The following is a 20,990-nucleotide window of genomic DNA, read 5'->3' as shown; positions in this document are numbered from 1 at the left end:
TAGTATCTAAGAATAATCAAACCATTAACTTCAAACTTTCTTTAAAACAACTAATTATCCTTAATTGTTCCACTTCCGTCATATTTGATCCAGAAGGGAGACAAATACCTGAGGTAAACAACTGTTCAGATATACTATTATTTTCACAATGAGGATAGTATTGAGTACCTTTAAAAACTGGTTGAAGATGAAGTGGTTTCCAAACAGGTCGAGCTTCAATATTTTCTGCAGCAAAGTTTTCTAATAATGATGTTACTGAAATTCCTGTTATAGTTTCATCTACTGTTAGCGCTGTAAGCCATCGATTTGATCTAGTATTCTCTAATTCAGGCATAAATTGAAAACCAGGAATATGTGAAAGTTCTTGATAGTACTTTTCAAATATTAACCTTCTAGTTTGTACTCTTTCCTCTAATACCTCCAGCTGTCCACGTCCAATCCCCGCTAATACGTTACTCAGCCGATAATTAAATCCTGTTTCACTATGTTCATAGTGAGGGGCCGGATTCTTTGCTTGAGTCGCTAAGAAACGAGCTTTATTAAGAACTTCAGTATCATCTGAAATTAACATTCCTCCTCCAGAGGTTGTAATGATTTTATTACCATTAAAAGAATAAACTCCAAACTTTCCAAATGTACCACTCGCTTTTCCTTTATAAGTTGATCCAAGTGATTCTGCAGCATCCTCAATTATTGGGACATTATATTGATTACATAAGGAAGTAATTTCATCCATCTTAGCGCTTTGTCCATAAAGGTTAACAACGATAACTGCTTTAGGTAACTTACCTTTTTTAGCAGCATTCTTTAATGCTCTTTCTAGAGCTTGAGGTGACATATTCCATGTGTCACGCTCTGAATCTATAAAAACTGGTTCAGCTCCTTGATAAATTATTGGGTTAGCGCTTGCTATAAATGTAAGGGTAGAACAAAAAACATTGTCTCCTTTTTTTACATCTAATAAAGAAAGAGCCAGATGAATTGCTGCAGTACCCGAACTTACGGCAACAGCTTCACTGACTCCTACATAATTGGTTATTTCTTTTTCAAAAGCATCAACGTTTGGTCCTAACGGGGCAATCCAATTCGTTTCAAATGCTTCATTAATATAATTGATTTCGTTACCGCTCATATGAGGAGCAGATAAATAGATTCTCTTCTTAATCATATTCCCCTCCTAAGAGTTAAAAGCTTCAACATATTTAGTAATAAAAAGATGTTGAAATTCCGGTATGCCCGATAATTCTTTCAAGTTCTTGATTTTATAATGTGCCATGAATTCCTGTTTTTCAGTAATATTTGCGTATATGCCAAATTCTCTTTCAATATGAACTGTTTTCCACCCAAGTTTCTTCGCTGTTACAAAGTCTTTAGAAACATTGTCGCCTATATATACACATTCATGGTGCGTCACTTGTAAATTTAAGCAAGTTTGTTCATACGGCTTATAACTTGGTTTCCAATGGTTTCTTCCAAATTGGTCTGTTAAAATAATTGAATGAAACTTTTCTTTTATTCCTAATGAATGAACCTTGTTTATTTGGGCACCATAGTATCCATCCGATATTAGACCGATTTTTACATTTTCATCCAAATGATCTAATATCCATTTTGAATCATTTAATAATTGTATAGATGGTCTATGTGAACGATAAATATTAACTATACTTTGAATTATTTTTTCGTTGTATGGAATCTTTAATAGATCAAGTGTTTTATTAAAGATATATTTCTTTTCTCCAGTTTCAAAAAAATTCATTGCAATTTCATAAAATCCAACAATATTATAGTTCTCAATAACCCATTTCTCCAATTCTTGCATTCCGCTTCTTACATAATCACGTTCAGAATAAAGCGTATCATCCATATCAAACACAACGGCTTTAATTGGCATATCGAATTCTCTCCGTAAAGACAGCTTCATCAAACCGGAGCATTGTTAGATTTTCTTTCCAAGAATAATTTTGATCATTAAAAACTTCTCCTTTTGTTGCCTGAATCGCCCATAATGGAAAATTTGCACCTGCTTCAATAGACAATGGAATTCCACCACCAAACCTAGGATTAATTTCAATAAATGTTATTTCATCATTAGTCTTCTTAAAGCACTGCAAAGTTAAGCAACCAACTGGTTGTGGTAATAAATTTACTACTTCCTCAACTGCATTAATGATTAAGTCATTTTTCACAGTAACTCCTTTACTCACTTCACCTGCTCTTGTTTCTATACGCATTCTAGGCACAATCGTTTTAATATTCCCTTGAAAATCAATCATAACGTCAACAGTATACTCAGTACCCTCGACAAACTCCTGCACCATTGCATTTTGAACATAATCAATAAAGAAATTAAGCTCTTTTTCATTGTGAATTTTTGTAACACCATTACTTGAACTACCATCAAGAGGTTTAATAAGTAACGGAAACTTATAAGCTTTGTTTTTAAGTTCGTCACTAGTATAAACTTGAGGAGTTGGAATCCCATTCTCTACAAAGAATTGAAAGGTTTTTATCTTATCAGATGCGATCTCGTTTAATTCAACACTCGAAACTAATACCTTTACACCTACCTCTTCAAAAAGTTGCTTATTTTTTGCTAATAAGGTTAATTCAGTATCAATTAAAGGGATTATTAAGTGTATTGATTCTTGCTTACAAATTGTTAATAATTCTTTTAAGTAGTTAGGACTACTTACTCTTGGGACAATGAAGTGCTTGTCACTAAAATAAGCTGATGGAACATTATTTTTTAAATCGGCTGTTATAATTTTCCCATTTATATTTTGCTGCTGATAAACCTGTTTAAAATAGTTTAATAATGCAACTCTTCTTCCGGAACTTGTAAATAATATATTCATATCAATATTCTTTTTCATTGTTCAAACTCCCTTTAAAAACTGGCATTGTTGCATGATCGCCATGCTTTATTCCCTCTGAATTTATTACCTTTTTTATTGTTAAAAACAAAATCTTTAAATCTAATAAAAAACTTTGATTTTCAACATACCAAACATCTAATTTAAACTTTTCTTCCCAAGTTATTGAATTTCGACCATTAATTTGTGCCCATCCTGTAATACCTGGCCTTACTTGATGTCTTTTATATTGCTCCTTTGTAAAGAGTGGTAAATATTCCATTAACAAAGGCCTTGGACCAACTAAACTTATATCACCCTTTACAACATTAATAAGCTGAGGAAATTCATCTAAACTATATTTCCTTAAAAATTTTCCAAACGAAGTTAACCTCTTACCGTCAGGTAATAATCGACCATTGTCATCTTTCTCATCAGTCATTGATCGAAATTTATAAAAATAAAAAGGCTTTCCATTTAAACCTGGTCTTTGTTGCTTAAAAATGATCGGAGAACCTAATTTTTTCTTAACTAAACATGCAAGTATAATATGAATTGGTGAAAGAAAGATTAATAAAGCCAGCGACACTAGTAAATCAAAACTTCGCTTAATGCCAATCACCTCCTAAAACATTTAATTTTCATTTTATTTCCACATTATTCTTTTACTGCTAATATAACCTGACGTTTAATATCTTCTATTAATTCTGTTACCCTTAAGTTTTCTTTTTCTTGCCCTTTTTCATAGCTGTTTATTAAGATTTCTTGCAATTTCTTTTGTGTTAAATTCGCTGAAATATTCATTATTCAACCACATCTTCTTTCTTGATCCAAAATAAACAATTCTTTATAAAGAACATTTTTATAGAATTAGTTATCTTATGTCATATAAAGCTAACCATTCAGGAATACTATCTTTTATATCAAATCCTAATTCAGAAATATTCCTGGTAATAATTTCTTGTGTTGGTCTTTTTAATGTGAATGCATTATTTATTTCCTTTAACCACTCTTCATTGTCTTTTTCAATACTAAGATATTTAATTAACCCTACTCCCACATCTGTCTTAGTAGTGACTCTATCAGATACAATGCAAGGTATTCCTAAACTTTGTGCTTCAATCGTTACTATTCCAAATCCTTCAAAAATAGATGGAAATAAAAAAACATCAAACGCATTCATAAGTCTTGATATATCCGATCTCACCCCTAAGAATTTTACATTATCTTCTATTTGAAGTCTTTTCGCCTCAAACTCTATTTTCTTTTTTAAAGGACCTTCTCCAACAAAGACTGTATAAATGTCTTTTCTATTTTCAAGCAAGTTCTTTAAGATTTTTAAAACAAATATCTGATTCTTTGACTCTGAAAAGGTACCTACATGCCCTAAAATCTTTGCATCATTTGGAATTTCTATTTCATTCCTAACACTAAAGTAATCTTCAAAGTTTTGACTGCTAAAACGAGTAACATCAATTCCATTCTTTAATACTTTTATTCTCTTTTGTTCTATTTCATCTCCACCAAAAAGAAATTGACCTGCCTCTTTGCTACATGCACAATAGTGATTTGTATTTTTTTTAATAAGCATTTGTAAAGCTCTAAGTTTTATTTTTGATTTTAAACTGTTACCTAGTCCCCAATTATTGCTGTGAGAATGAGCAATTCTTTTTTCCACACCAGACAATTTTGCTGCTAATACTGGAAATCCACATTGGTAGTCTGTATGTGCATGGACAGCAACATACTCATTCTTTTCAATAATCCTTTTTAATTCCCTAACATAACTAATTGGACCCACTTTACCTAAACTAGCAATTTGGAATACCTTTCCTCCTAGCGATTCTATTTCATAATCATAGTGGCAAGCTTCTCTTCGATGAGATATAAAATCAAATTGTAATTTCGTTCTATCAATATTCCTATAAACATTCATTAATAGTGTTTCTGCACCGCCACGGTTCATTGCACTTACAACATGCAAAACTCTTTTTGGATTTGAAACCATTATCATATTTAATCCTCGCTATCACAAAAGATATCTCTTCTCTTATACTAGAATTTTATAAAATCACTACCGTAAAAAAGATTAATTGAAATTACTTGTTCATAATAAAAATAAGCAAAATAACAAACTAACAAACTAAAATAAACAAATTTTCTGTTATTTTCTTTAAATAAATAGATTATCCAAGAAATTAAGATTATATTGTATAAACTAAAATAAATATTGAATCTTGCGAATATCCAATTTTGTGTTGCAATAATTGTAAACAGTAATCCTATAATTGACATATTTACTATAATGTCACTTTTTGGCCACATTTCTTTTAATTTATGTCTACCAAGATATGCGATTACAATTGGAACTGCATCAACAAGTACTCTTATAACGTTTGCACCTCCCTCCTCAAAATTACTGTAATGTCCGTATTGTGAATCTCCTAGTGTAGAAAATAATATTCTAGAGAACTGATCAAAACTCATTACAATTAATATAGCTAACGTTAGTAATAAAAATGTAACCTTTGTCCAAGCCTCTCTTCGTACAATAAAATAAATTGGCAATAGAATTAGTGCACTTTCATGAAAAGTAGATGCAATTAACACAACTATTAAATAATGTTTAAATTGACCACCCAACAAATACTTAGTTGCCCAAAAAATAATAGAAGCTGCAAGAAATTGACGAACACCATTCATTGATACAATAAACATTCCAGAAGTGATGAATACATAAAAACTAATTTCTATCATTCTTGAATATTTATATAATGTAATAACGATTAATAAATTTGTGAACATTGCAGTTATAATTAAAAGTAGTTGTGGGTCATGTGATACATTCTTTAAATACATTTGTAAAACACTAAACCCTGGATCTTTATTCTCTAGTGCGTATTTCCATGTAAAATCAATGGTTTCATATGCATGCATATAAAAGTAAGTATCGCCAATGGTGTTTCTTAAACCAGAAACTAGTACCAAGCATATTAAAACAATAAAAATCATAAAATTATTAGGTTTAACATATGAAAAGTCAACTGCAGCACTGTTAACTGGTATATACCTTGATAAAAAAGCAAAAATAAACACAATGAGAATTGTAGCCCATAGTACCGTCATTTTTTATCCTTTCATTTCACTAATTCAACTAGGTTTTCGTTTTAGACATAATTAGAAAGTATAAAAGTAACCCTAATGGAGATGCAAACACTGTTACTATTTTCAAAGGAGATTCTTTTATAAAATTTCTATTTTTAGATATCAGACTACTAGATACATAGTGAATAGCCTGTCTAAATTTGAATTTCTTATTTCCAAATGGTAACTTCATTAACTCTTTTCGGTAGAACGCAAAACCTCTTGGGTTAACCCGATACTGCTTTAGCATATTTAATGAAGAACCATCAGGTAAATATTCAACAATACAGAGGACTTCATCCATTAATAACATTGGATAATCTTCGTCTAACTTATGGTATTTGTAAGCTAGACCAACATATTTTTCATTTTCAAAGATTGGATATGGGTATTTTTTTGTTAACTCAGACCTATAAACAAGCTTTTTATCTCCAGTTACACCAAATTTATTGTAAAGATCAAAAAGAGTTGATTGATTAATATTTTCTGGCATTCTTGTACCTATAACATCACCGTTCTTAAATGCATCAAGACCGATCATCCCACTAACTTGATCATTACCATTCTTTCTCCAGAATGAGAGAATCTTTTCTACAGCATCATCTGGCATGTAGTCGTCTGAATCAATACATACATTTAATTCAGTATCAATATGTTCATATGCTGTATTATGAGCACCATGCATCCCTTGATTTTCCTGTTTTATGTACCTTATCTCAACAGTGCCTTCTTTTTTCCACTTATTTACTAATTCTTGTGTATTATCACTTGACCCATCATCGATAATTAGCCATACAAACTCATTGTTTGTTTGTGACTTTAAACTTTCATAGCAAATATGAAGACAATACGCTCGATTATAGGTTGGAGTGAATACAGTTAATTTCTTCAACTAATTCACCTCACCATTTCCAAGTAGAAATCACTCATAAAATGAGCAGTATTTTTCACATCATATCCTTGTTGATAAAGAGCTTGATATGGAATTTTTCGGTTTCGAGCCCTAGTTGGGATTTCTCTTATTTCTTCCACCCATATATTTTTATTGTTGATCGGTAAAAATTTCACGAGATCCACCTTCATATCAACTTCATCTGTAATATTTTCCGAAATTAAACACGGTAATCCTGATCCCTGTGCCTCAATTAAAGTTACAGGTAAGCCCTCATGAAGAGACGGGAAAACGAATACATCAAATGCTTGTAACAAGCTATTAATATCACTCCGAACCCCTAGAAACGTTACCTTTTCTTCTAATCCTAATTCTTTCACTTTTTCTTCTATGTCAGACCTAAGAGTGCCATCACCAACTAAAACTAAATAAGCTTTAGGTTCAACCTTATATAGCTCATTAAAAATCTCAATTAAAAATCTATGATTTTTTTGGTGATTAAAGCGTCCTACATGTCCTAGAACTAAACTATCTTCCTCTACTCCAAGCTCCTCTCGCACTTTATCTCTAATTTTCTTCGAAAATGAAAATTTCTCCGCATCAATACCGTTTTTTAACAACTTGGATAAATTAGCTTTGTTTTTATATAGCCATTTTGCAGCTGAATTTGAACAAGCTAAATAGTGAGTTGCTGCTTTTTCAATATTGCTACCTGCATATTCTTTATAAAGTTTTGCAGCAAAACCACCTTCACTCTGTGTATTATGACTATGAGCTATCCTAACCGAAATTCCAGCTTTCTTAGCAGCCTTAAGAACAAAACCACTCATTTTATCCATGTGAGAATGAACAATTTTATACTGGTCATTTGCTTTAAAGAATTGTTTTAAACTCTTTATGTAATGAAAATGTCCGCCATCCGTAATGTAAGGGATGCGATGGATTTTCCCACCCAAGTCTAAAATTTCCTGATCAAATACTCCTTCTTTACATGTCAAAAAGTCAAATTGTACCTTTGAGCGATCGATGTTACGATATAAATTCATAATAAGTGTTTCTGCTCCGCCACGATTCATATTGACAACGACATGTAATACTCTTATTGGGCTACCCATCTTATCCCCTCCATTTCTTCCATGTATTTTTCATATAGTTGACTTTTTTCATTTACTATTGTGTTAACACTGTATGTCTTTTCAATTCTGTCTCGGCCATTCTTACCTAAAGTATTAAGGAGATGCTGTTCATTCGAAAGGAGCACTATTTTTTCAGCCATATCATTTATATCTTCTGAATCCACAGTCCAACCATTATTTTGATTCACAATCAGTTCATTGTGTCCCCGATTCTTAATTGCTACCACCGGCAACCCACAAGCCATCGCTTCCATAATATTAACAGGCAAACCCTCCCGTAAGCTCGATGCCACAGCAACATCACACATCGGAAGGATGTTTACAATATCATTTCGATATCCTAAAAAATCCACCATATGATTAACACCTAGTTCAGAGGCTAATTTCTTACAGGAATCTTGTAGTAGTCCTTCACCTGCCAACAAGAGTCTCGCATTTGGAATTGAGTCCTTTATTTTAGCCAATGCTTTTATTAAAAATTGCTGATTCTTATTTTTGTTAAACTCAGCTGCGTAAAACATTAAAAAGTCATCGTCTTTAAAACCAAATCTTTCTCTTCTCTCTCGTCTATCTTCCTTATCAATAGGCTTAAACCGGGTTGTATCTACTCCCACCCCATGAACATGCTCAATCTCACTAGCCCTAAATCGATGCGAAATCGCTAGATTGTAATCTTCTTCATTGATCGTAATTAAACAATCTGTATATCTAGCAAGGGCTTTCTCAATCGGATAGTAAAGCAGCCAATTCATAACCGGGCTTCCCTTACAAAAATGAAAACCGTGTGCTGTATAAAAAACCTTTGTTCCATTTTTTCTTGCTTGCTTTGATGCCATCCTTGTAAGAACACCGCCCATTGGAGTATGACAGTGGATTATTTTATAATCATTTTTGTTAATAACTTCCTTTAGCTCCTGAAAAGCCGTAATATTCTTAGTTTGAAAAGGTGAGCGCTGAATTGAGATATTAAATTTTTGATCTACAAACGGAAGTTCCATCTCACCACTTGCTGCAATGTGAACCTCCCAGCCTTTTTCTTTGAACCACTTCAAAATAGGAAGGTGGAAGGCTTTAAAATGATAATCAACAGTAGCGCAAAATAACACTTTATTTACCATTGTTTTCACCCTTTTTTTAACATGAAAAAACACCCAAAGGTTAGGGTGTTAAATTTCTGTTACTTCTTTTTCTATGACATTGCATAAAAAGTCTAGTAAGTCATGTTTTAGATCTTCACGCTGCAGAGCAAGTTCAATTGTTGTTTGGATGAAGCCCATTTTTTCTCCTACATCATAACGTTTGCCTTCAAAGTTATAGGCATAAATGGCTTCAAACTGATTTAGTGTTGCGATTGCATCTGTTAATTGAATTTCTCCACCAGAACCTGGCTGTTGTTTTTCTAACATTTCAAAGATTTTCGGTGTAAGGATATAGCGTCCCATAATGGCTAAGTTTGAAGGTGCATTCTCTTGCTTTGGCTTTTCCACCAGATTGCTAACATTATAGAATCTTTCCCCAATCTCCATTGCATCTACAATTCCATATCGAGATACTTCTTCATCTTTTACATGCTGAACTCCAATGATCGATGCATTGTAACGCTCATATTGATCTATCATCTGTTTTAAGCATGGCTTTTCTGCTTTGACAATGTCATCACCTAGAAGAACTGCAAATGGTTCATCGCCAATGAATTTCCGTGCACACCAAATGGCATGCCCTAACCCACGTGGTTCCTTTTGACGTATATAATGAATATCAACAAGTTTGGATGCCTTTTGAACCTCACTAAGTAGCTCCATTTTCCCTTTTTCCAATAATGTGTGTTCTAATTCAAAAGAGTGATCAAAATGATCTTCAATCGCCCGCTTTCCTTTTCCAGTTACAATGATAATATCTTCAATTCCTGATTCAACTGCTTCTTCAATAATATATTGAATTGTTGGTTTATCGACAATGGGCAGCATTTCCTTTGGCATTGCTTTTGTTGCTGGTAAAAACCTTGTGCCTAATCCTGCTGCTGGAATAATCGCCTTTCTAACTTTCAACCTTAACCCTCTCCTCTTAAACAGATACTAATTTCTTCTGGTATTCTACTCGCTCATTAGCTAAATTTAATAGTGTCTCTCTTAAAAGTTCTCGATCCAACGTTTTAAAATTTTTAATAATATAATCAATTTCTTCTATATATAATTGCGAGGTTTTGCCAATATAAATTTTTGGATAGATTTGCTCTTCGTGGACCTCATCCTTATTTAAAAGCTCTTCAAATAGTTTTTCACCAGGTCTCATACCAGTAAATTCGATTCCGATCTCATCTATATTATTTCCTGTAAGCTTTATCAAGTTTTTGGCAAGATCTACGATTTTTACAGGTTCTCCCATATCAAGAACAAAAATCTCGCCACCTCTTGCTAGTGCTCCAGCCTGAATCACTAATCTTGACGCTTCGGGAATTGTCATAAAGTAGCGGACCATATCAGGGTGTGTCACTGTAACAGGACCACCATTTTGTATTTGCTTTTTAAAAAGTGGGATAACACTGCCTCTGCTTCCTAACACATTCCCAAATCGAACAGCAACAAATCTTGTTGAACTAATTTGATCAAAGTGTTGAATCAGCATTTCAGCTAATCTCTTGGTTGAGCCCATGACACTCGTTGGATTAACTGCTTTATCTGTCGAGATCATGACAAAGATTTCAACATTATGAACACTTGCTGCTTGTGCAACATTCTTAGTTCCGATAATATTATTTTTCACTGCTTCCTCTGGACTTCGTTCCATCAGAGGCACATGTTTATGTGCTGCTGCATGATAAACCACATGCGGTTGATAAATATCCATTACCTTTAAGAGCTTATCAAAATCTTGAAGGTCAGCAATTTCAGTTATGAATTCGATCCCATTATTTTTAAACGCTTCTTTTAATTCCATTTCTATTGTATAAATGCTATTTTCACCATGTCCTAGTAAGACCAATGCTTTAGGATGAAACTTTGAAATTTGGCGGCATATTTCCGAACCAATAGAACCTCCAGCACCAGTTACAAGGACAACCTTATCAGACACATAATCACTTATACTAGTAATATCAAGTTCAATTGCTTCACGTCCAAGCAGATCCTCTACTTGAACATCACGAAATTGATTGACGGATACCTTACCTGTCATTAAATCCTCGAGCATTGGTATCATTTGGGTTTTTGCATTTGTTTTGGCACATTCTCTAAAAATATGGTTGAGTTGCTTTTTATTTAATGATGGAATACAAATAACAATATTTGCAATAGTAAGCTCTTTTGTAATTCTCTCTATTTCTTTTACACCACCAGCTACAGGAATACCTAATATATCCAGTTTTTGTTTATGCACATTATCATCAACAAAAGCTACTGGTATAAGCTCTGCATCACGGTTATGCAGAAGCTGCCTTGCAACCATTGTTCCAGCTGATCCGGCTCCAATTATAAGCGTGCGTTTTTTATTTATTGGGTGTTTCAGGTAGGTATCTCGATAGATTCTCCAGAAAAATCTTGAACCACCTATTAATAAAAGATGAATCATCCATGTTATGGCTAAGATCCGAAAATCAATTTGTTTTTGTACAATTTGTTGCACAACCGCTGTTACGATAATTGTATAAGTTATGACTTTAAATATAATGATTAGTTCGCCAATACTGGCATATTCCCAGGCCTTTTTATAAAGCTTAAATAAAAATGAAAATAGATGATGACTTATTAATAAAGTTATAGAAATAACAAAAATAGAAAGAGTTAATGCCTGTAAACTCGGGTTAATTAGTGCATTGCTGAAATAGATGGTGGATAAAACAATTAGTGAATCTAATCCAATAAGCAACCATATGCGACTTCGATAAGACACGTTCTCACCTCCTTATTTAGTTTTCTGTTGTTTTCTGTAACATGACAGTTCTTTTTTCCATTGCGTGGTCAAGCTCCTTTTTGAATTGCTCCAGCTGTTCTAAAGTTGCCTCCTGTTTTATGTATCGCACGAGCTTCTTCATTACCTTAGGAAAGCGATCAAATTCTTTCATAAGTTCAGCTCCTTTATAAAATAATCACTTATAAGTCTCGATCATGTAAGATTTATAAGTGATTATTTTAATTAATAGGGCATCTAACCCTTCCTCACACCATGCTAATGACGACTCGCGTCTAAGGTTAGTTTCAACCCACAGCATGGCCGAGTGCCTCCATTGATAAAGGCAAGGAGACATCGCCTAACAAACAATTATTCTTTATAACGAACAACAAAAGACCAAATTATGATCTTTCATTTAATATAACTCCCAATACCTTTGCCCTGACAAGCTTTAATAACCGATTTGCTTCAACTGCCTTTTCTCTATCAGTCTTTCCACCCTTTACGACCATCACAACACCGTCACATAGTCCTGCTAAAAGCTTTGTATCCGTTGTTTCTAATACTGGTGGACTATCAAAAATAACTGTATCATATTCCCCTTTTATATCTTTAAGTAAATACTTCATTGCATCTGAACCAATAATTTCAGTAGGGTTTGAGGGAATAATACCACTTGTTAACAAATCCAGCTTACCAATTTGAGTTTGAAAAATAGCTTCCTCTAATCCCACTCTTCCAATTAATACATCAGTTAGACCATGATAATCTTTAAGATTAAAAGAGATATGTAATTTAGGTTTCCGAAGGTTTGCATCTATTAAAAGGACCCTTTCGCCCTGTTGAGATATTGAAATGGCTAAATTGATGGCAGCTGTCGTTTTTCCTTCTGAAGAAGATGGAGAAGTAATGATCAATGTTTTATATTTTTCGTCAATTGACGAGAATTGGATATTCGTTCTTATTGTTCTATACTGTTCTGCAATTTCTGAACCAGGATTTGTGTATGTAACAAAATGGCGCTTAGTCATTTCTTTAAGTGCCTTTTTCTTATTCAGTTTAAGAACCAAGTGTCTCACTCCTCTGTTCAAAACTTGTTTTCTTTCCTTTTTTCTTCTGCATGTTATTCTTTTTCATTTTATCTACGGATCCAAGAACAGGGATACCGAGTAATTCTTCCACTTCATGTTCCTTCCTAATGCTGTTATTCAAAGAATCCAGTAAAAATGCAAGCCCAATTCCAATGATGATACCACCTATAGCTGCGATCATAATGGTTCTGTTTTGATTTTCGTTTATCGGGAATGGAATTTCTTTTGCTTCAGACAGTAATCTAACATCCTTAAAATCCATTATTGCTGGGATCTCATCTTTATAGGTTTCTGCAACAGCATTAGCTATCGTAGCAGCTTGCTTAGGATTAGAGTCAACAACACTGATGGTTACAACTTGTGAATTCTCTATACTTCCCACACTAATTTTCCTACTAAGTGATTCTGCAGAGTAAGGGAGATTTAACTTTTGCACAACTTTTTCTAGTACAGTAGAATCCTGAATGATGACTTTTAATGTTGTTATCATATTACTATCTGCGCCAATAATAATCCTAGCTGTTGATTGATACAAAGGACTGTAAGTTGACACAGAGTAAAAGGCACCAGCTGAAGTTGATAGGATTGTAATAAGGAAAATGATCCAACCGTACCTTTTTATAATCATGAAAACTTCTTTCAAATCAATTTCTTTTGACTGCTTAAATTCATTTAAACGTCTATCTTCAAGCTTATGAAAGCTAGACATACACCCGCCACCTACTTTTCTTAATTAAGAACACACATTTAAATAATCATGAAATCATGTTCTCTTAAACTAGGATAGTTCACTATAAAGAACAAGTCAATCCTTTTTAATGAATTTTATAGTTTTTCCAGTTTTTTTAAGTTCTAGTCTTAATCTTTTACTTTAAAGCATTATAAATTAACTCTATACATAAAATATAGAATATTACATTCATTACAAATATATGATAATTTACCTAAATAAAAAAACTCTTAAATTTGTCATTTTTTCGTTAAAAAGAACACTTATTGCACTTTTTCTTTAAATACCTCTTATTTCCACATGTTTACGTTATTTTATTAAGAACAAGATGTTTCATATAATGAACCTTGTGAGGAAAATTTTTGTAATATAGACAAGGAGACCAAAGCATGGTTGGAGAACGATTAAGGGAGTTGAGGCAGGAGAAGGGTTATTCTATTAGTGAATTAGCCGAGTTGGCAGGTGTGTCAAAATCTTATTTAAGTTATATTGAACGAGATGTACAAAAAAACCCCTCGCTTCAGTTTTTAAAAAAGATTGCTTTAACTCTGGAAATAGAGGTAGAAGACTTATTAGGATCATCGCCTACTGCAGCTAATTACTCAAAAGAGTTTATTTTTGATGAAGAGTGGAGCAAGTTGTTACATAAAGCCATTGAAGAAGGCATGAGCAAAAATGATTTTAGAGAATTTCGGGATTACCTGAAATTTCAAAAGTGGAAAAATGCAAAAAATCAAAACATCCTAATTCAGGAGGACAAGCCGAATGACTGAAATTTCAAAGAATTATATCAATAATCAAATTGATATGGAATGGTTGGAATTGATACTAGAAGCAAAAAAGATCGGATTATCATATGATCAAATTCAATCATTTCTTCAACAAGGTGGAACTTCTGAGAAATAAAAGGGCGTCTATTGACGACCTTTTATTCCACCGGTAGATGAAAGAGGTTGAATCAATCTCCTCCACTTCCGCCACCACCATCTCCACCGCCAAAATCTTCATACCCATCTGAAGAATCATCATGATCCCTCTTACCATGAGAATCACCAATAAACTGCGGTGGAACGAAAGTAGAGTTATCCTTACGAACCTTTGAATGTTCTTTTGCGTTTCTACTAATAACCGATGCACCAACAATAACTGAGAATGTAATAATGAACAATAAAATTAATCCTGTCATTAACGAAGCCCCCCCTATTACAATGATAAACATAATTAAGTATGGCATCAATTCATTGTACAGATGTTTTGTCTAGTCCACTTTTTCTCCATCAATGTATGAATTTTTTTCCATTGGTAAAAATAATTCATAAGGATGGTGTTCATACGTGAAGAAATGGATGTTTTTGCTTACTGTTTTATTCGGATTTACAGCCATACAAGTTTCATTTACTCCGGAGGTTCAAGCAGTTTCTCAAAAAACATGGGAAGATGTGGCGGTAAAAGAGACGAAAAAACGATATCCGCTATCACAGGTATTGTTTTCGCAGAAGATTTGGGATAAAAAGAAAAAGGATATTACGGTGAAACAATACCGATTTACATTACGCGAGGGTATGCAGGACTTTGCCGTATATACGACAATTACGTTTGATTCAGAGACAGGTGAAATTAAAAAAGTTCAAGTTATTCCCGAGGCGTAAAAAAGCTGACAAAATCTATTGTCAGCTTTTTTTGTTGATTTGATTTCAATTAATGATTCTTCTTTTTATTCATTAGAAGTTTAAGGGCGAATGGTAACACACCGAACCAGCGGTTACTATAATACGATGTTGTTAAATCTTGGTGTTTTCGTTCTTCTTTTTGCAGTTTTCTTGTTTCTTTTGGGGTATCCATGTATTTTACCAGTTGCTGTGTTACATATTTTACATAGTCGTTTGTAGACAAGGTAAAAACACCTCATTATATATTGGTTTCTACCTCTATCTATTTCCAATTTCGCTTTCTTTTAGTCGTTCTTTGATTTCTTTCACAATCTCTTCAATATTTTTATGGTCTGTCTCAATTAGTAAAGAACAGTCTTTGTAGAAGCTTTCGCGAGACTTATAAAGTTGATATAGCTCGTCCTTTGATTTTTTGCTTGCTAATGGACGGGTCTGATCTGAGTGCACTCGATCATAAATAGTATTAAGGTCAGCGTGTAACATGACGATGTGACCATTTTCTTTCATCCAAGCTCTATTTTCTTCTTTTATTACGATGCCTCCACCTGTTGTAATAATGATATTATCAGTTGGTAGCTCTTTTAACATATTTGTTTCTTCACATCGAAAATAATGTTCACCTTGTTGTTCAAAAATATCTTTAATACTTTTGTTTAATTTCTTCATGATCTCTTGGTCTGTATCCAGGACTGGAAGATTCATTTCAGCTGCCAGTTTTTCTCCTACAGTTGTCTTTCCCGCTCCCATAAAACCTGTTAAATAAATTGCTTTCAACACTTGGTCCTCCATGTTTTCTTTCTACAATACCATATTTCTTAATATTCAGACCAGAAGATCATTTCATTTTTTGATTTATCGAATTTGTAAGATGCTGTGTATTCTTTTGTTTCATTTGTGTTGCATGATAATTGAACCTCATATATCGCATCATCACTAGTTGTCACTGTATAAGAAAAATATCCATTACTTGTTTGATAAATATCACTATTATGGTCAACAGTATTTCCACTCTTTAATTCCTGTAATGATTTCTTCACAGCAACATTCATCAGATTTTCTAAGATATAATATTGCTTTGTTTCTTCATAAAACGTCTTTTCACTGATTAAGATTGTTGAGATATGAGCGACGATTAGTAAACAAAATAATGCAATGACCATGATACTTGGAAGAATGAACCCTTTTTGATTTTTCATATTTGGACTAATTCCTTATAAGAGCGAAAAATATGTGTATACCTTTTTCCGGCTTCACTAACAACGGCTAATTCAAATCCTGATTCATTTTGTCTAAATGTAGCAGTTTTAACTTTTAATAACATAATTTCATGACCTAAGCCCCCTACCTGTCTTCTAATTAGATTTTTGTATTTATTTATACTAATCTGTTGACCATGTTTATTCTTGAAAGTAATGTTGGTTTCGTTGACGACAACATCACTTGATTCTTTGATTTCTTTATGAAGCTGAATAACAAACAACTCCCATTCAAATGGTTTCAAGTCCTTAGGATGCTGAGAATGAGAAACCAGAAAATGAAAGACGATAGTGACCGTGGATATGATGAAGGTGTAAATAAAAAACGTAAGTAACAAATTCAATATAGTATACCCCCGTTCATTATGAAACAAGCAGGCAAACTGACTTTGTTTTTTTATAGTAGTTTTCCCATTCCAAACAAGCCTTTTGATCAGACATGTCCTCCTTCCATGTGAGGTGATAAGCCACATTGTCTTTCATAATCGTCTCGTTTACTTTTTCAGTATTTTGAAAAGATACACCTTGGACCTTTTCATGTAATAATTTTATTGCTGTTAAAGACTGCCTATTATTAGCTCTTTCTTGTGTAAGTAAAACAAGATGAGGGATGAAAACCGTGATGATTAGTAGCCAAATGCTAAATGCTGTCATGGTTTCAGCCAATGAAAAGCCTCTACAATTTTTGAATATCGAAACGTCCCTTTCCAAGATAATAAACCACCTTATACGTTTGGTTTTTATATGAGATATGAATTGTCCCCCCTTTTCGGATTGATCCGTTAGCATTAAAGACGACTCGATTTGAAAAGTTAGTAGCTTGTATGATTATTTCGTTATTGTATTCTCTCTGGAGCAGTGGCAAGGTTATTCGATTTTCTCCGACAGTGTATCTATATTCAGTTGGTACAAACAGGATGGTTGTTGCTTGTTTATTTACTATCGCGTACTGTTGAGCATACATCATATCTTTTTCAAATTGATGTAAGAAAGTATCAATGACCTTTTGATTGTATATCGGGACAATATTGATGATTAAAACAAAGCTCATTATACTGACAATAAACAATACTATAATCGATTCAATTAAGGTAAAACCATTTTTTTCATACTCATGACCCAACCTCAGAAACCTCACCAGTTGAAGAGATGATAACGTTGTTTCCATTTGGACAAACCGGGAGTTCGCGGAGATAGCCATTATCTTTTAAATCTTGCATTGTGGGAATTTCCTGATTATCAATGTGATAGGAGGTAGCTTGTGCTTGGACCATATTAATTAGCCCTTCACATCCCTTCTTTTGAATACCTTGATTATGTTTTGTCACATTTGGAATCGTAATAAGCAGTAAAACAGAGATCACGAGCAAAACGATCAGCATTTCAATTAATGTAAATCCTTTTTCCTTTTTCATTAGATCCTCCTATAAACTTTCCATCATTTTATACATCGGCAGTAGCATCGATAAGTATACGAACAAGATGATTACTCCAACAAAACCGTAAATAACCGGTTGGATAATGGTCATCATTTTAATGATTGTTTGCTCAAGTTTTTCGATAATAAGTTGGCTGTAAGTATAAAGCTCTCTTGAAAGTTGACCATTTGCTTGTCCATGTAAAATCACTAATGGCAGCTCTTTCTCATAAAAACCTCGATTCTCAATAATTGTGTGCAATTGTTCTCCAGCACTTAACCGATTGATTAAGTAAGATCCCTCGACTTTAAAGAAAGATAAAATATCTTGATTCTGAAAAACTTTCAAACTCTCAAAAGTTGACATACCTCCTTTTAACAAATTACTAAGCTGCAAAGAAAAAAAATAACTATTAAAAATAGTAAAAAACCTTTTTATAACTGGAATTTTTATGACTAGCTGCATTCGCTCCTCAACTGGCATTTTTCGAAAGAAAAAATAGTAATAGATAAGTAAACAAACGAATAAAACTGCCGCAAAAAAGCTACACCATTTCAGAGCTGTAAAGGATACAATGAGGAAAAGGGAGAAAAAGCTTGCTTCAATATTCATTGACTGATACAGTTGTTCAAATTGAGGACTTATAATAAAGTGAACAATTGATAAGATGATGCCAACAGTAATTATTAAGAATATGGGGTATCGTAATAGCTTTGCAAGTTTTTCCATTTGAGTAATTTTTTTTTGCAAAATATCACTACATTCCCGTAAGGAAAATTCCAAATCACCATGTTGCTCTGCAAAATAAAGATAGCTGATCACATCACGATGGAAATGAAGCTGACTTAATGCTAAACGAAGAGAAACACCGGATGAAAGCTTTTTTAAACATTGAAGTAAATCAACTTTCTTGTAACCATGTTCATTTAGAGAGAGAAAGTTTAATGCTTCATTTAATGTATACCCTTTGTCTAATAAATCACTTAACCTTTTTAAAATCATTGTTTGATCATGTAATGTCCATCTTTTATTCTTCATGATGAAATACCCAACGATCATATGAATTCGGATATAGATACCCTAGTGCTATTCCCTTCTTAATTACATCCTTAAGTGTTGGATAATGGTATTGGCTGACTTCACCCTGTGCCTCCTTTATAACAGCTGAAAGATTCCTTCCATATAGTAATTCATAAATACTTAATCGCCTTTTTTGCCTAAGTTTTTTACAAAAGGGGGAACATTGACCCTCACAAAACGGGCATTTTAATTGAACTAATCTTTGTGCTGACACCGCTATTAATGTTTGTTCGATTTCTGAAAGGCTGACATCAAATTCCAACAGCCGGTATATAGCTCCTTTCGCATCTCTGGTGTGCATTGTCGAGAGGACCAAATGTCCGGTTAGGCTCGCCCTTATGGCAATTTGCGCTGTCTCTCGATCTCTTATTTCTCCAACCATAATAATATCGGGATCATGTCTTAATATTGCTTTTAGTCCAGCTGCATAAGTAATTCCTGCTTTTTCGTTAACTTGAACTTGCAGTACCTCCTCACTTTTTGTTTCAACTGGATCTTCAAGGGTGATAATATTACGGTTAAAATGTCGCTTGGCATAGTGAATGAGTGAATACAATGTTGTCGTTTTGCCTGAACCGGTCGGACCTGTAAAAATCATTAATCCATGTGAGTGATTTAAGATAGATAACAGTTTTTTTGTTGTGGAAGGAAACAAAGATATGTGAGTAATTGGCGGAATTTTTTCTTGAGGCAGTATCCGTATTACAAGACTTTCTTCATGAATTGTAGGTAGTGTTGAAAGTCTTAGATGAACATTGATATTCGTTGTTGAGAGTGATAAGGCTCCATTTTGCGGTCTTCTTCTTTCCCCAATATCCATTGATGCAAGAAATTTCAAATGCGAGATCATACGATCACAGGTTTGTTTTTTCATTGCGTGTTTTTCAATTAAATCATCGTCAACTCGAAACTGAATGAGGGTTTCATGTTCCCTTGGTATGATATGTATATCTGAGGCTCGTAATGCACAGGCTTCCTCTATAATACGCTCACTAATTTGTTCAATGGACTGCAACTTATTTTCTCCTTTCCTTAAGCTAAAATCATTGTACAAAACTTTCAAGTAAACTGCACATGAGCAAAATCTCGTTTTGGTTTAAATATGGCTATTTATTTTTAAAAATTAGTAGAGGAACATATGTTTTTTTCGATCTATTTTTGAATATAATATGGAAAATTACACATAATATATTTGTACTTATGAACAAGCTATACAAAAGAAATTATTGGGCTATAGCCAAGCGGTAAGGCAACGGACTTTGACTCCGTCATGCGTTGGTTCAAATCCAGCTAGCCCAGCTTAAGAAAAAGACGTCTACTTAAACAAGCAGACGTCTTTTTCTATGATACTGACCGTTGCACCTCCTTCTTTTTCACAACTTTTCTAAGTTCATGAAGGTTATATCCAACGACCAGTTGCTTACCGTCAGTTATAATAGGGCGGCGAAGTAACTTAGGGTCCTGATTTATAAGTTTGAGTAATTCAGATAGTGACAGTTCATTAACATCAAATTCTAGGTCTTTGTATGTTTGACTTCTTGTTGCTAAGATTTCATCTATTCCTTCTGTTGTAAGCCTTAGCAAATCTTTTAGTTCATCAATCGTCGGTGGATCACGGAAAAGATGTCGTTCTTGAAAGTCAACATTTTGTGTTTTTAACAAGTGTTTTGCTTTTCTGCATGATGTACAACTTGGATAGCTGTAAAATGTTAGATGTTTCACAATACTTCCTCCTCGGGTATTTATTAATGATTTACTATTAGTCTCAGATCGTCGTTGTCTCAATTGTACAATATTTGTATAACTTATGTATAGTTATTTGCTTCATTT

29 protein-coding genes and 1 tRNA gene are annotated in these 20,990 nt (G+C 33.4%); 4 read left to right on the top strand and 26 right to left on the bottom strand.

Translation table 11 applies throughout. The features are described from left to right. Positions 1-16 precede the first annotated feature (16 nt). The 15 genes from LC095_RS01415 to LC095_RS01345 all read right to left on the bottom strand — a co-directional run bounded on the left by LC095_RS01415 (position 17) and on the right by LC095_RS01345 (position 13,715). Complete coding sequence (locus LC095_RS01415) at positions 17-1,168, bottom strand: aminotransferase class I/II-fold pyridoxal phosphate-dependent enzyme (RefSeq protein ID WP_264195875.1); 1,152 nt, start codon at positions 1,166-1,168, stop codon at positions 17-19. 9 nt (positions 1,169-1,177) lie between these two features. Further along, a complete protein-coding gene (locus LC095_RS01410; RefSeq protein ID WP_226526474.1) occupies positions 1,178-1,894 on the bottom strand; it encodes an HAD family hydrolase in 717 nt (238 codons plus the stop codon). Next, positions 1,884-2,858, bottom strand: coding sequence for an ATP-grasp domain-containing protein (locus LC095_RS01405; RefSeq protein WP_226526729.1), 975 nt, complete (start codon positions 2,856-2,858; stop codon positions 1,884-1,886). Before LC095_RS01405 ends, LC095_RS01410 begins: the two co-directional genes overlap by 11 nt. Before the next feature lies 1 nt (position 2,859). Further along, positions 2,860-3,468 carry a sugar transferase gene (locus LC095_RS01400; RefSeq protein ID WP_319005749.1) on the bottom strand — a complete coding sequence of 203 codons (609 nt, stop codon included), beginning with the start codon at positions 3,466-3,468 and terminating at the stop codon, positions 2,860-2,862. A gap of 44 nt (positions 3,469-3,512) precedes the next feature. Beyond that, positions 3,513-3,659: a hypothetical protein gene (locus tag LC095_RS01395; RefSeq protein ID WP_226526472.1), complete on the bottom strand. Its 147-nt coding sequence runs from the start codon at positions 3,657-3,659 to the stop codon at positions 3,513-3,515. A 70-nt stretch (positions 3,660-3,729) separates the two neighbouring features. Then, positions 3,730-4,869, bottom strand: coding sequence for a glycosyltransferase family 1 protein (locus tag LC095_RS01390; protein WP_226526471.1), 1,140 nt, complete (start codon positions 4,867-4,869; stop codon positions 3,730-3,732). Between the two features lie 41 nt (positions 4,870-4,910). Beyond that, the gene (locus tag LC095_RS01385; protein ID WP_226526470.1) at positions 4,911-5,981 is read right to left on the bottom strand and encodes an EpsG family protein; all 1,071 of its coding nucleotides are present in this window, start codon (positions 5,979-5,981) and stop codon (positions 4,911-4,913) included. 28 nt (positions 5,982-6,009) lie between these two features. Then, positions 6,010-6,891, bottom strand: coding sequence for a glycosyltransferase family 2 protein (locus tag LC095_RS01380; protein ID WP_226526469.1), 882 nt, complete (start codon positions 6,889-6,891; stop codon positions 6,010-6,012). A 5-nt stretch (positions 6,892-6,896) separates the two neighbouring features. After that, entirely contained in the window at positions 6,897-8,006 is a 1,110-nt protein-coding gene (locus LC095_RS01375; protein WP_226526468.1) for a glycosyltransferase family 1 protein, read from the bottom strand. Further along, positions 7,991-9,145, bottom strand: coding sequence for a glycosyltransferase family 4 protein (locus LC095_RS01370; protein WP_226526467.1), 1,155 nt, complete (start codon positions 9,143-9,145; stop codon positions 7,991-7,993). The genes LC095_RS01375 and LC095_RS01370 overlap by 16 nt, the downstream gene beginning before the upstream one ends. A 48-nt stretch (positions 9,146-9,193) precedes the next feature. Next, positions 9,194-10,075 (bottom strand): UTP--glucose-1-phosphate uridylyltransferase GalU, encoded by an 882-nt coding sequence (gene galU, locus LC095_RS01365; protein ID WP_226526466.1) that lies wholly within the window; start codon positions 10,073-10,075, stop codon positions 9,194-9,196. Between the two features lie 16 nt (positions 10,076-10,091). Next, positions 10,092-11,915 (bottom strand): polysaccharide biosynthesis protein, encoded by a 1,824-nt coding sequence (locus LC095_RS01360; protein ID WP_226526465.1) that lies wholly within the window; start codon positions 11,913-11,915, stop codon positions 10,092-10,094. A gap of 16 nt (positions 11,916-11,931) precedes the next feature. Then, the gene (locus LC095_RS01355) at positions 11,932-12,087 is read right to left on the bottom strand and encodes a hypothetical protein (protein WP_226526464.1); all 156 of its coding nucleotides are present in this window, start codon (positions 12,085-12,087) and stop codon (positions 11,932-11,934) included. Between the two features lie 229 nt (positions 12,088-12,316). Then, positions 12,317-12,985 (bottom strand): CpsD/CapB family tyrosine-protein kinase, encoded by a 669-nt coding sequence (locus LC095_RS01350; RefSeq protein WP_226526463.1) that lies wholly within the window; start codon positions 12,983-12,985, stop codon positions 12,317-12,319. After that, complete coding sequence (locus LC095_RS01345) at positions 12,975-13,715, bottom strand: YveK family protein (RefSeq protein WP_226526462.1); 741 nt, start codon at positions 13,713-13,715, stop codon at positions 12,975-12,977. The genes LC095_RS01350 and LC095_RS01345 overlap by 11 nt, the downstream gene beginning before the upstream one ends. A 410-nt stretch (positions 13,716-14,125) precedes the next feature. On the opposite strand from LC095_RS01345, the gene LC095_RS01340 reads away from it, so the two are divergent. Then, the gene (locus LC095_RS01340) at positions 14,126-14,509 is read left to right on the top strand and encodes a helix-turn-helix domain-containing protein (protein WP_226526461.1); all 384 of its coding nucleotides are present in this window, start codon (positions 14,126-14,128) and stop codon (positions 14,507-14,509) included. Next, the gene (locus tag LC095_RS01335) at positions 14,502-14,642 is read left to right on the top strand and encodes an anti-repressor SinI family protein (protein ID WP_226526460.1); all 141 of its coding nucleotides are present in this window, start codon (positions 14,502-14,504) and stop codon (positions 14,640-14,642) included. Before LC095_RS01340 ends, LC095_RS01335 begins: the two co-directional genes overlap by 8 nt. A gap of 52 nt (positions 14,643-14,694) precedes the next feature. On the opposite strand, the gene LC095_RS01330 is transcribed toward LC095_RS01335, so the two are convergent. Further along, positions 14,695-14,922, bottom strand: a complete 228-nt coding sequence (locus LC095_RS01330) for a hypothetical protein (protein WP_226526459.1) — start codon at positions 14,920-14,922, stop codon at positions 14,695-14,697. Positions 14,923-15,070: 148 nt separating this feature from the next. Here LC095_RS01330 and LC095_RS01325 point away from each other — a divergent pair, with 148 nt between their 5' ends. Next, a complete protein-coding gene (locus LC095_RS01325; RefSeq protein ID WP_226526458.1) occupies positions 15,071-15,385 on the top strand; it encodes a DUF3889 domain-containing protein in 315 nt (104 codons plus the stop codon). 49 nt (positions 15,386-15,434) lie between these two features. Here the strand turns inward: LC095_RS01325 and LC095_RS01320 are convergent, their stop codons facing one another. Genes LC095_RS01320 through comGA form a run of 9 tightly spaced genes read right to left on the bottom strand, consistent with a single transcriptional unit; the run spans position 15,435 to position 20,175 of the window. Next, a complete protein-coding gene (locus LC095_RS01320; protein ID WP_226526457.1) occupies positions 15,435-15,629 on the bottom strand; it encodes a YqzE family protein in 195 nt (64 codons plus the stop codon). A 35-nt stretch (positions 15,630-15,664) separates the two neighbouring features. Then, positions 15,665-16,180 carry a shikimate kinase gene (locus tag LC095_RS01315; protein WP_226526456.1) on the bottom strand — a complete coding sequence of 172 codons (516 nt, stop codon included), beginning with the start codon at positions 16,178-16,180 and terminating at the stop codon, positions 15,665-15,667. A gap of 41 nt (positions 16,181-16,221) precedes the next feature. Beyond that, entirely contained in the window at positions 16,222-16,602 is a 381-nt protein-coding gene (gene comGG / locus LC095_RS01310) for a competence type IV pilus minor pilin ComGG (protein ID WP_226526455.1), read from the bottom strand. Beyond that, positions 16,599-17,135 (bottom strand): competence type IV pilus minor pilin ComGF, encoded by a 537-nt coding sequence (gene comGF, locus LC095_RS01305; protein ID WP_264195874.1) that lies wholly within the window; start codon positions 17,133-17,135, stop codon positions 16,599-16,601. The genes comGG and comGF overlap by 4 nt, the downstream gene beginning before the upstream one ends. Next, on the bottom strand, positions 17,026-17,328 hold the full coding sequence (locus LC095_RS01300; protein ID WP_226526453.1) for a hypothetical protein: 303 nt from the start codon (positions 17,326-17,328) through the stop codon (positions 17,026-17,028). Before LC095_RS01300 ends, comGF begins: the two co-directional genes overlap by 110 nt. A gap of 10 nt (positions 17,329-17,338) precedes the next feature. Continuing rightward, the gene (comGD, locus tag LC095_RS01295) at positions 17,339-17,785 is read right to left on the bottom strand and encodes a competence type IV pilus minor pilin ComGD (RefSeq protein ID WP_226526452.1); all 447 of its coding nucleotides are present in this window, start codon (positions 17,783-17,785) and stop codon (positions 17,339-17,341) included. Then, entirely contained in the window at positions 17,775-18,077 is a 303-nt protein-coding gene (gene comGC, locus LC095_RS01290; protein WP_226526451.1) for a competence type IV pilus major pilin ComGC, read from the bottom strand. Before comGC ends, comGD begins: the two co-directional genes overlap by 11 nt. A 9-nt stretch (positions 18,078-18,086) precedes the next feature. After that, on the bottom strand, positions 18,087-19,139 hold the full coding sequence (comGB, locus tag LC095_RS01285; RefSeq protein WP_226526450.1) for a competence type IV pilus assembly protein ComGB: 1,053 nt from the start codon (positions 19,137-19,139) through the stop codon (positions 18,087-18,089). Then, positions 19,108-20,175, bottom strand: a complete 1,068-nt coding sequence (gene comGA / locus LC095_RS01280; protein WP_226526449.1) for a competence type IV pilus ATPase ComGA — start codon at positions 20,173-20,175, stop codon at positions 19,108-19,110. Before comGA ends, comGB begins: the two co-directional genes overlap by 32 nt. A gap of 212 nt (positions 20,176-20,387) precedes the next feature. Between comGA and LC095_RS01275 the strand changes: the two genes are divergently transcribed. Next, positions 20,388-20,459, top strand: a tRNA-Gln gene (locus LC095_RS01275). Positions 20,460-20,501: 42 nt separating this feature from the next. Here the strand turns inward: LC095_RS01275 and LC095_RS01270 are convergent. Then, positions 20,502-20,882, bottom strand: a complete 381-nt coding sequence (locus LC095_RS01270; RefSeq protein WP_319005744.1) for a Spx/MgsR family RNA polymerase-binding regulatory protein — start codon at positions 20,880-20,882, stop codon at positions 20,502-20,504. Positions 20,883-20,990: the final 108 nt, after the last annotated feature.

Origin of the sequence: Metabacillus niabensis, assembly GCF_020524345.1 — a bacterium.
Classification (GTDB): Bacteria; Bacillota; Bacilli; order Bacillales; family Bacillaceae; genus Metabacillus; species Metabacillus niabensis_B.
The sequence above is the reverse complement of the archived record's forward strand: the minus strand, read 5'-3'. Positions and strand labels throughout refer to the sequence as shown.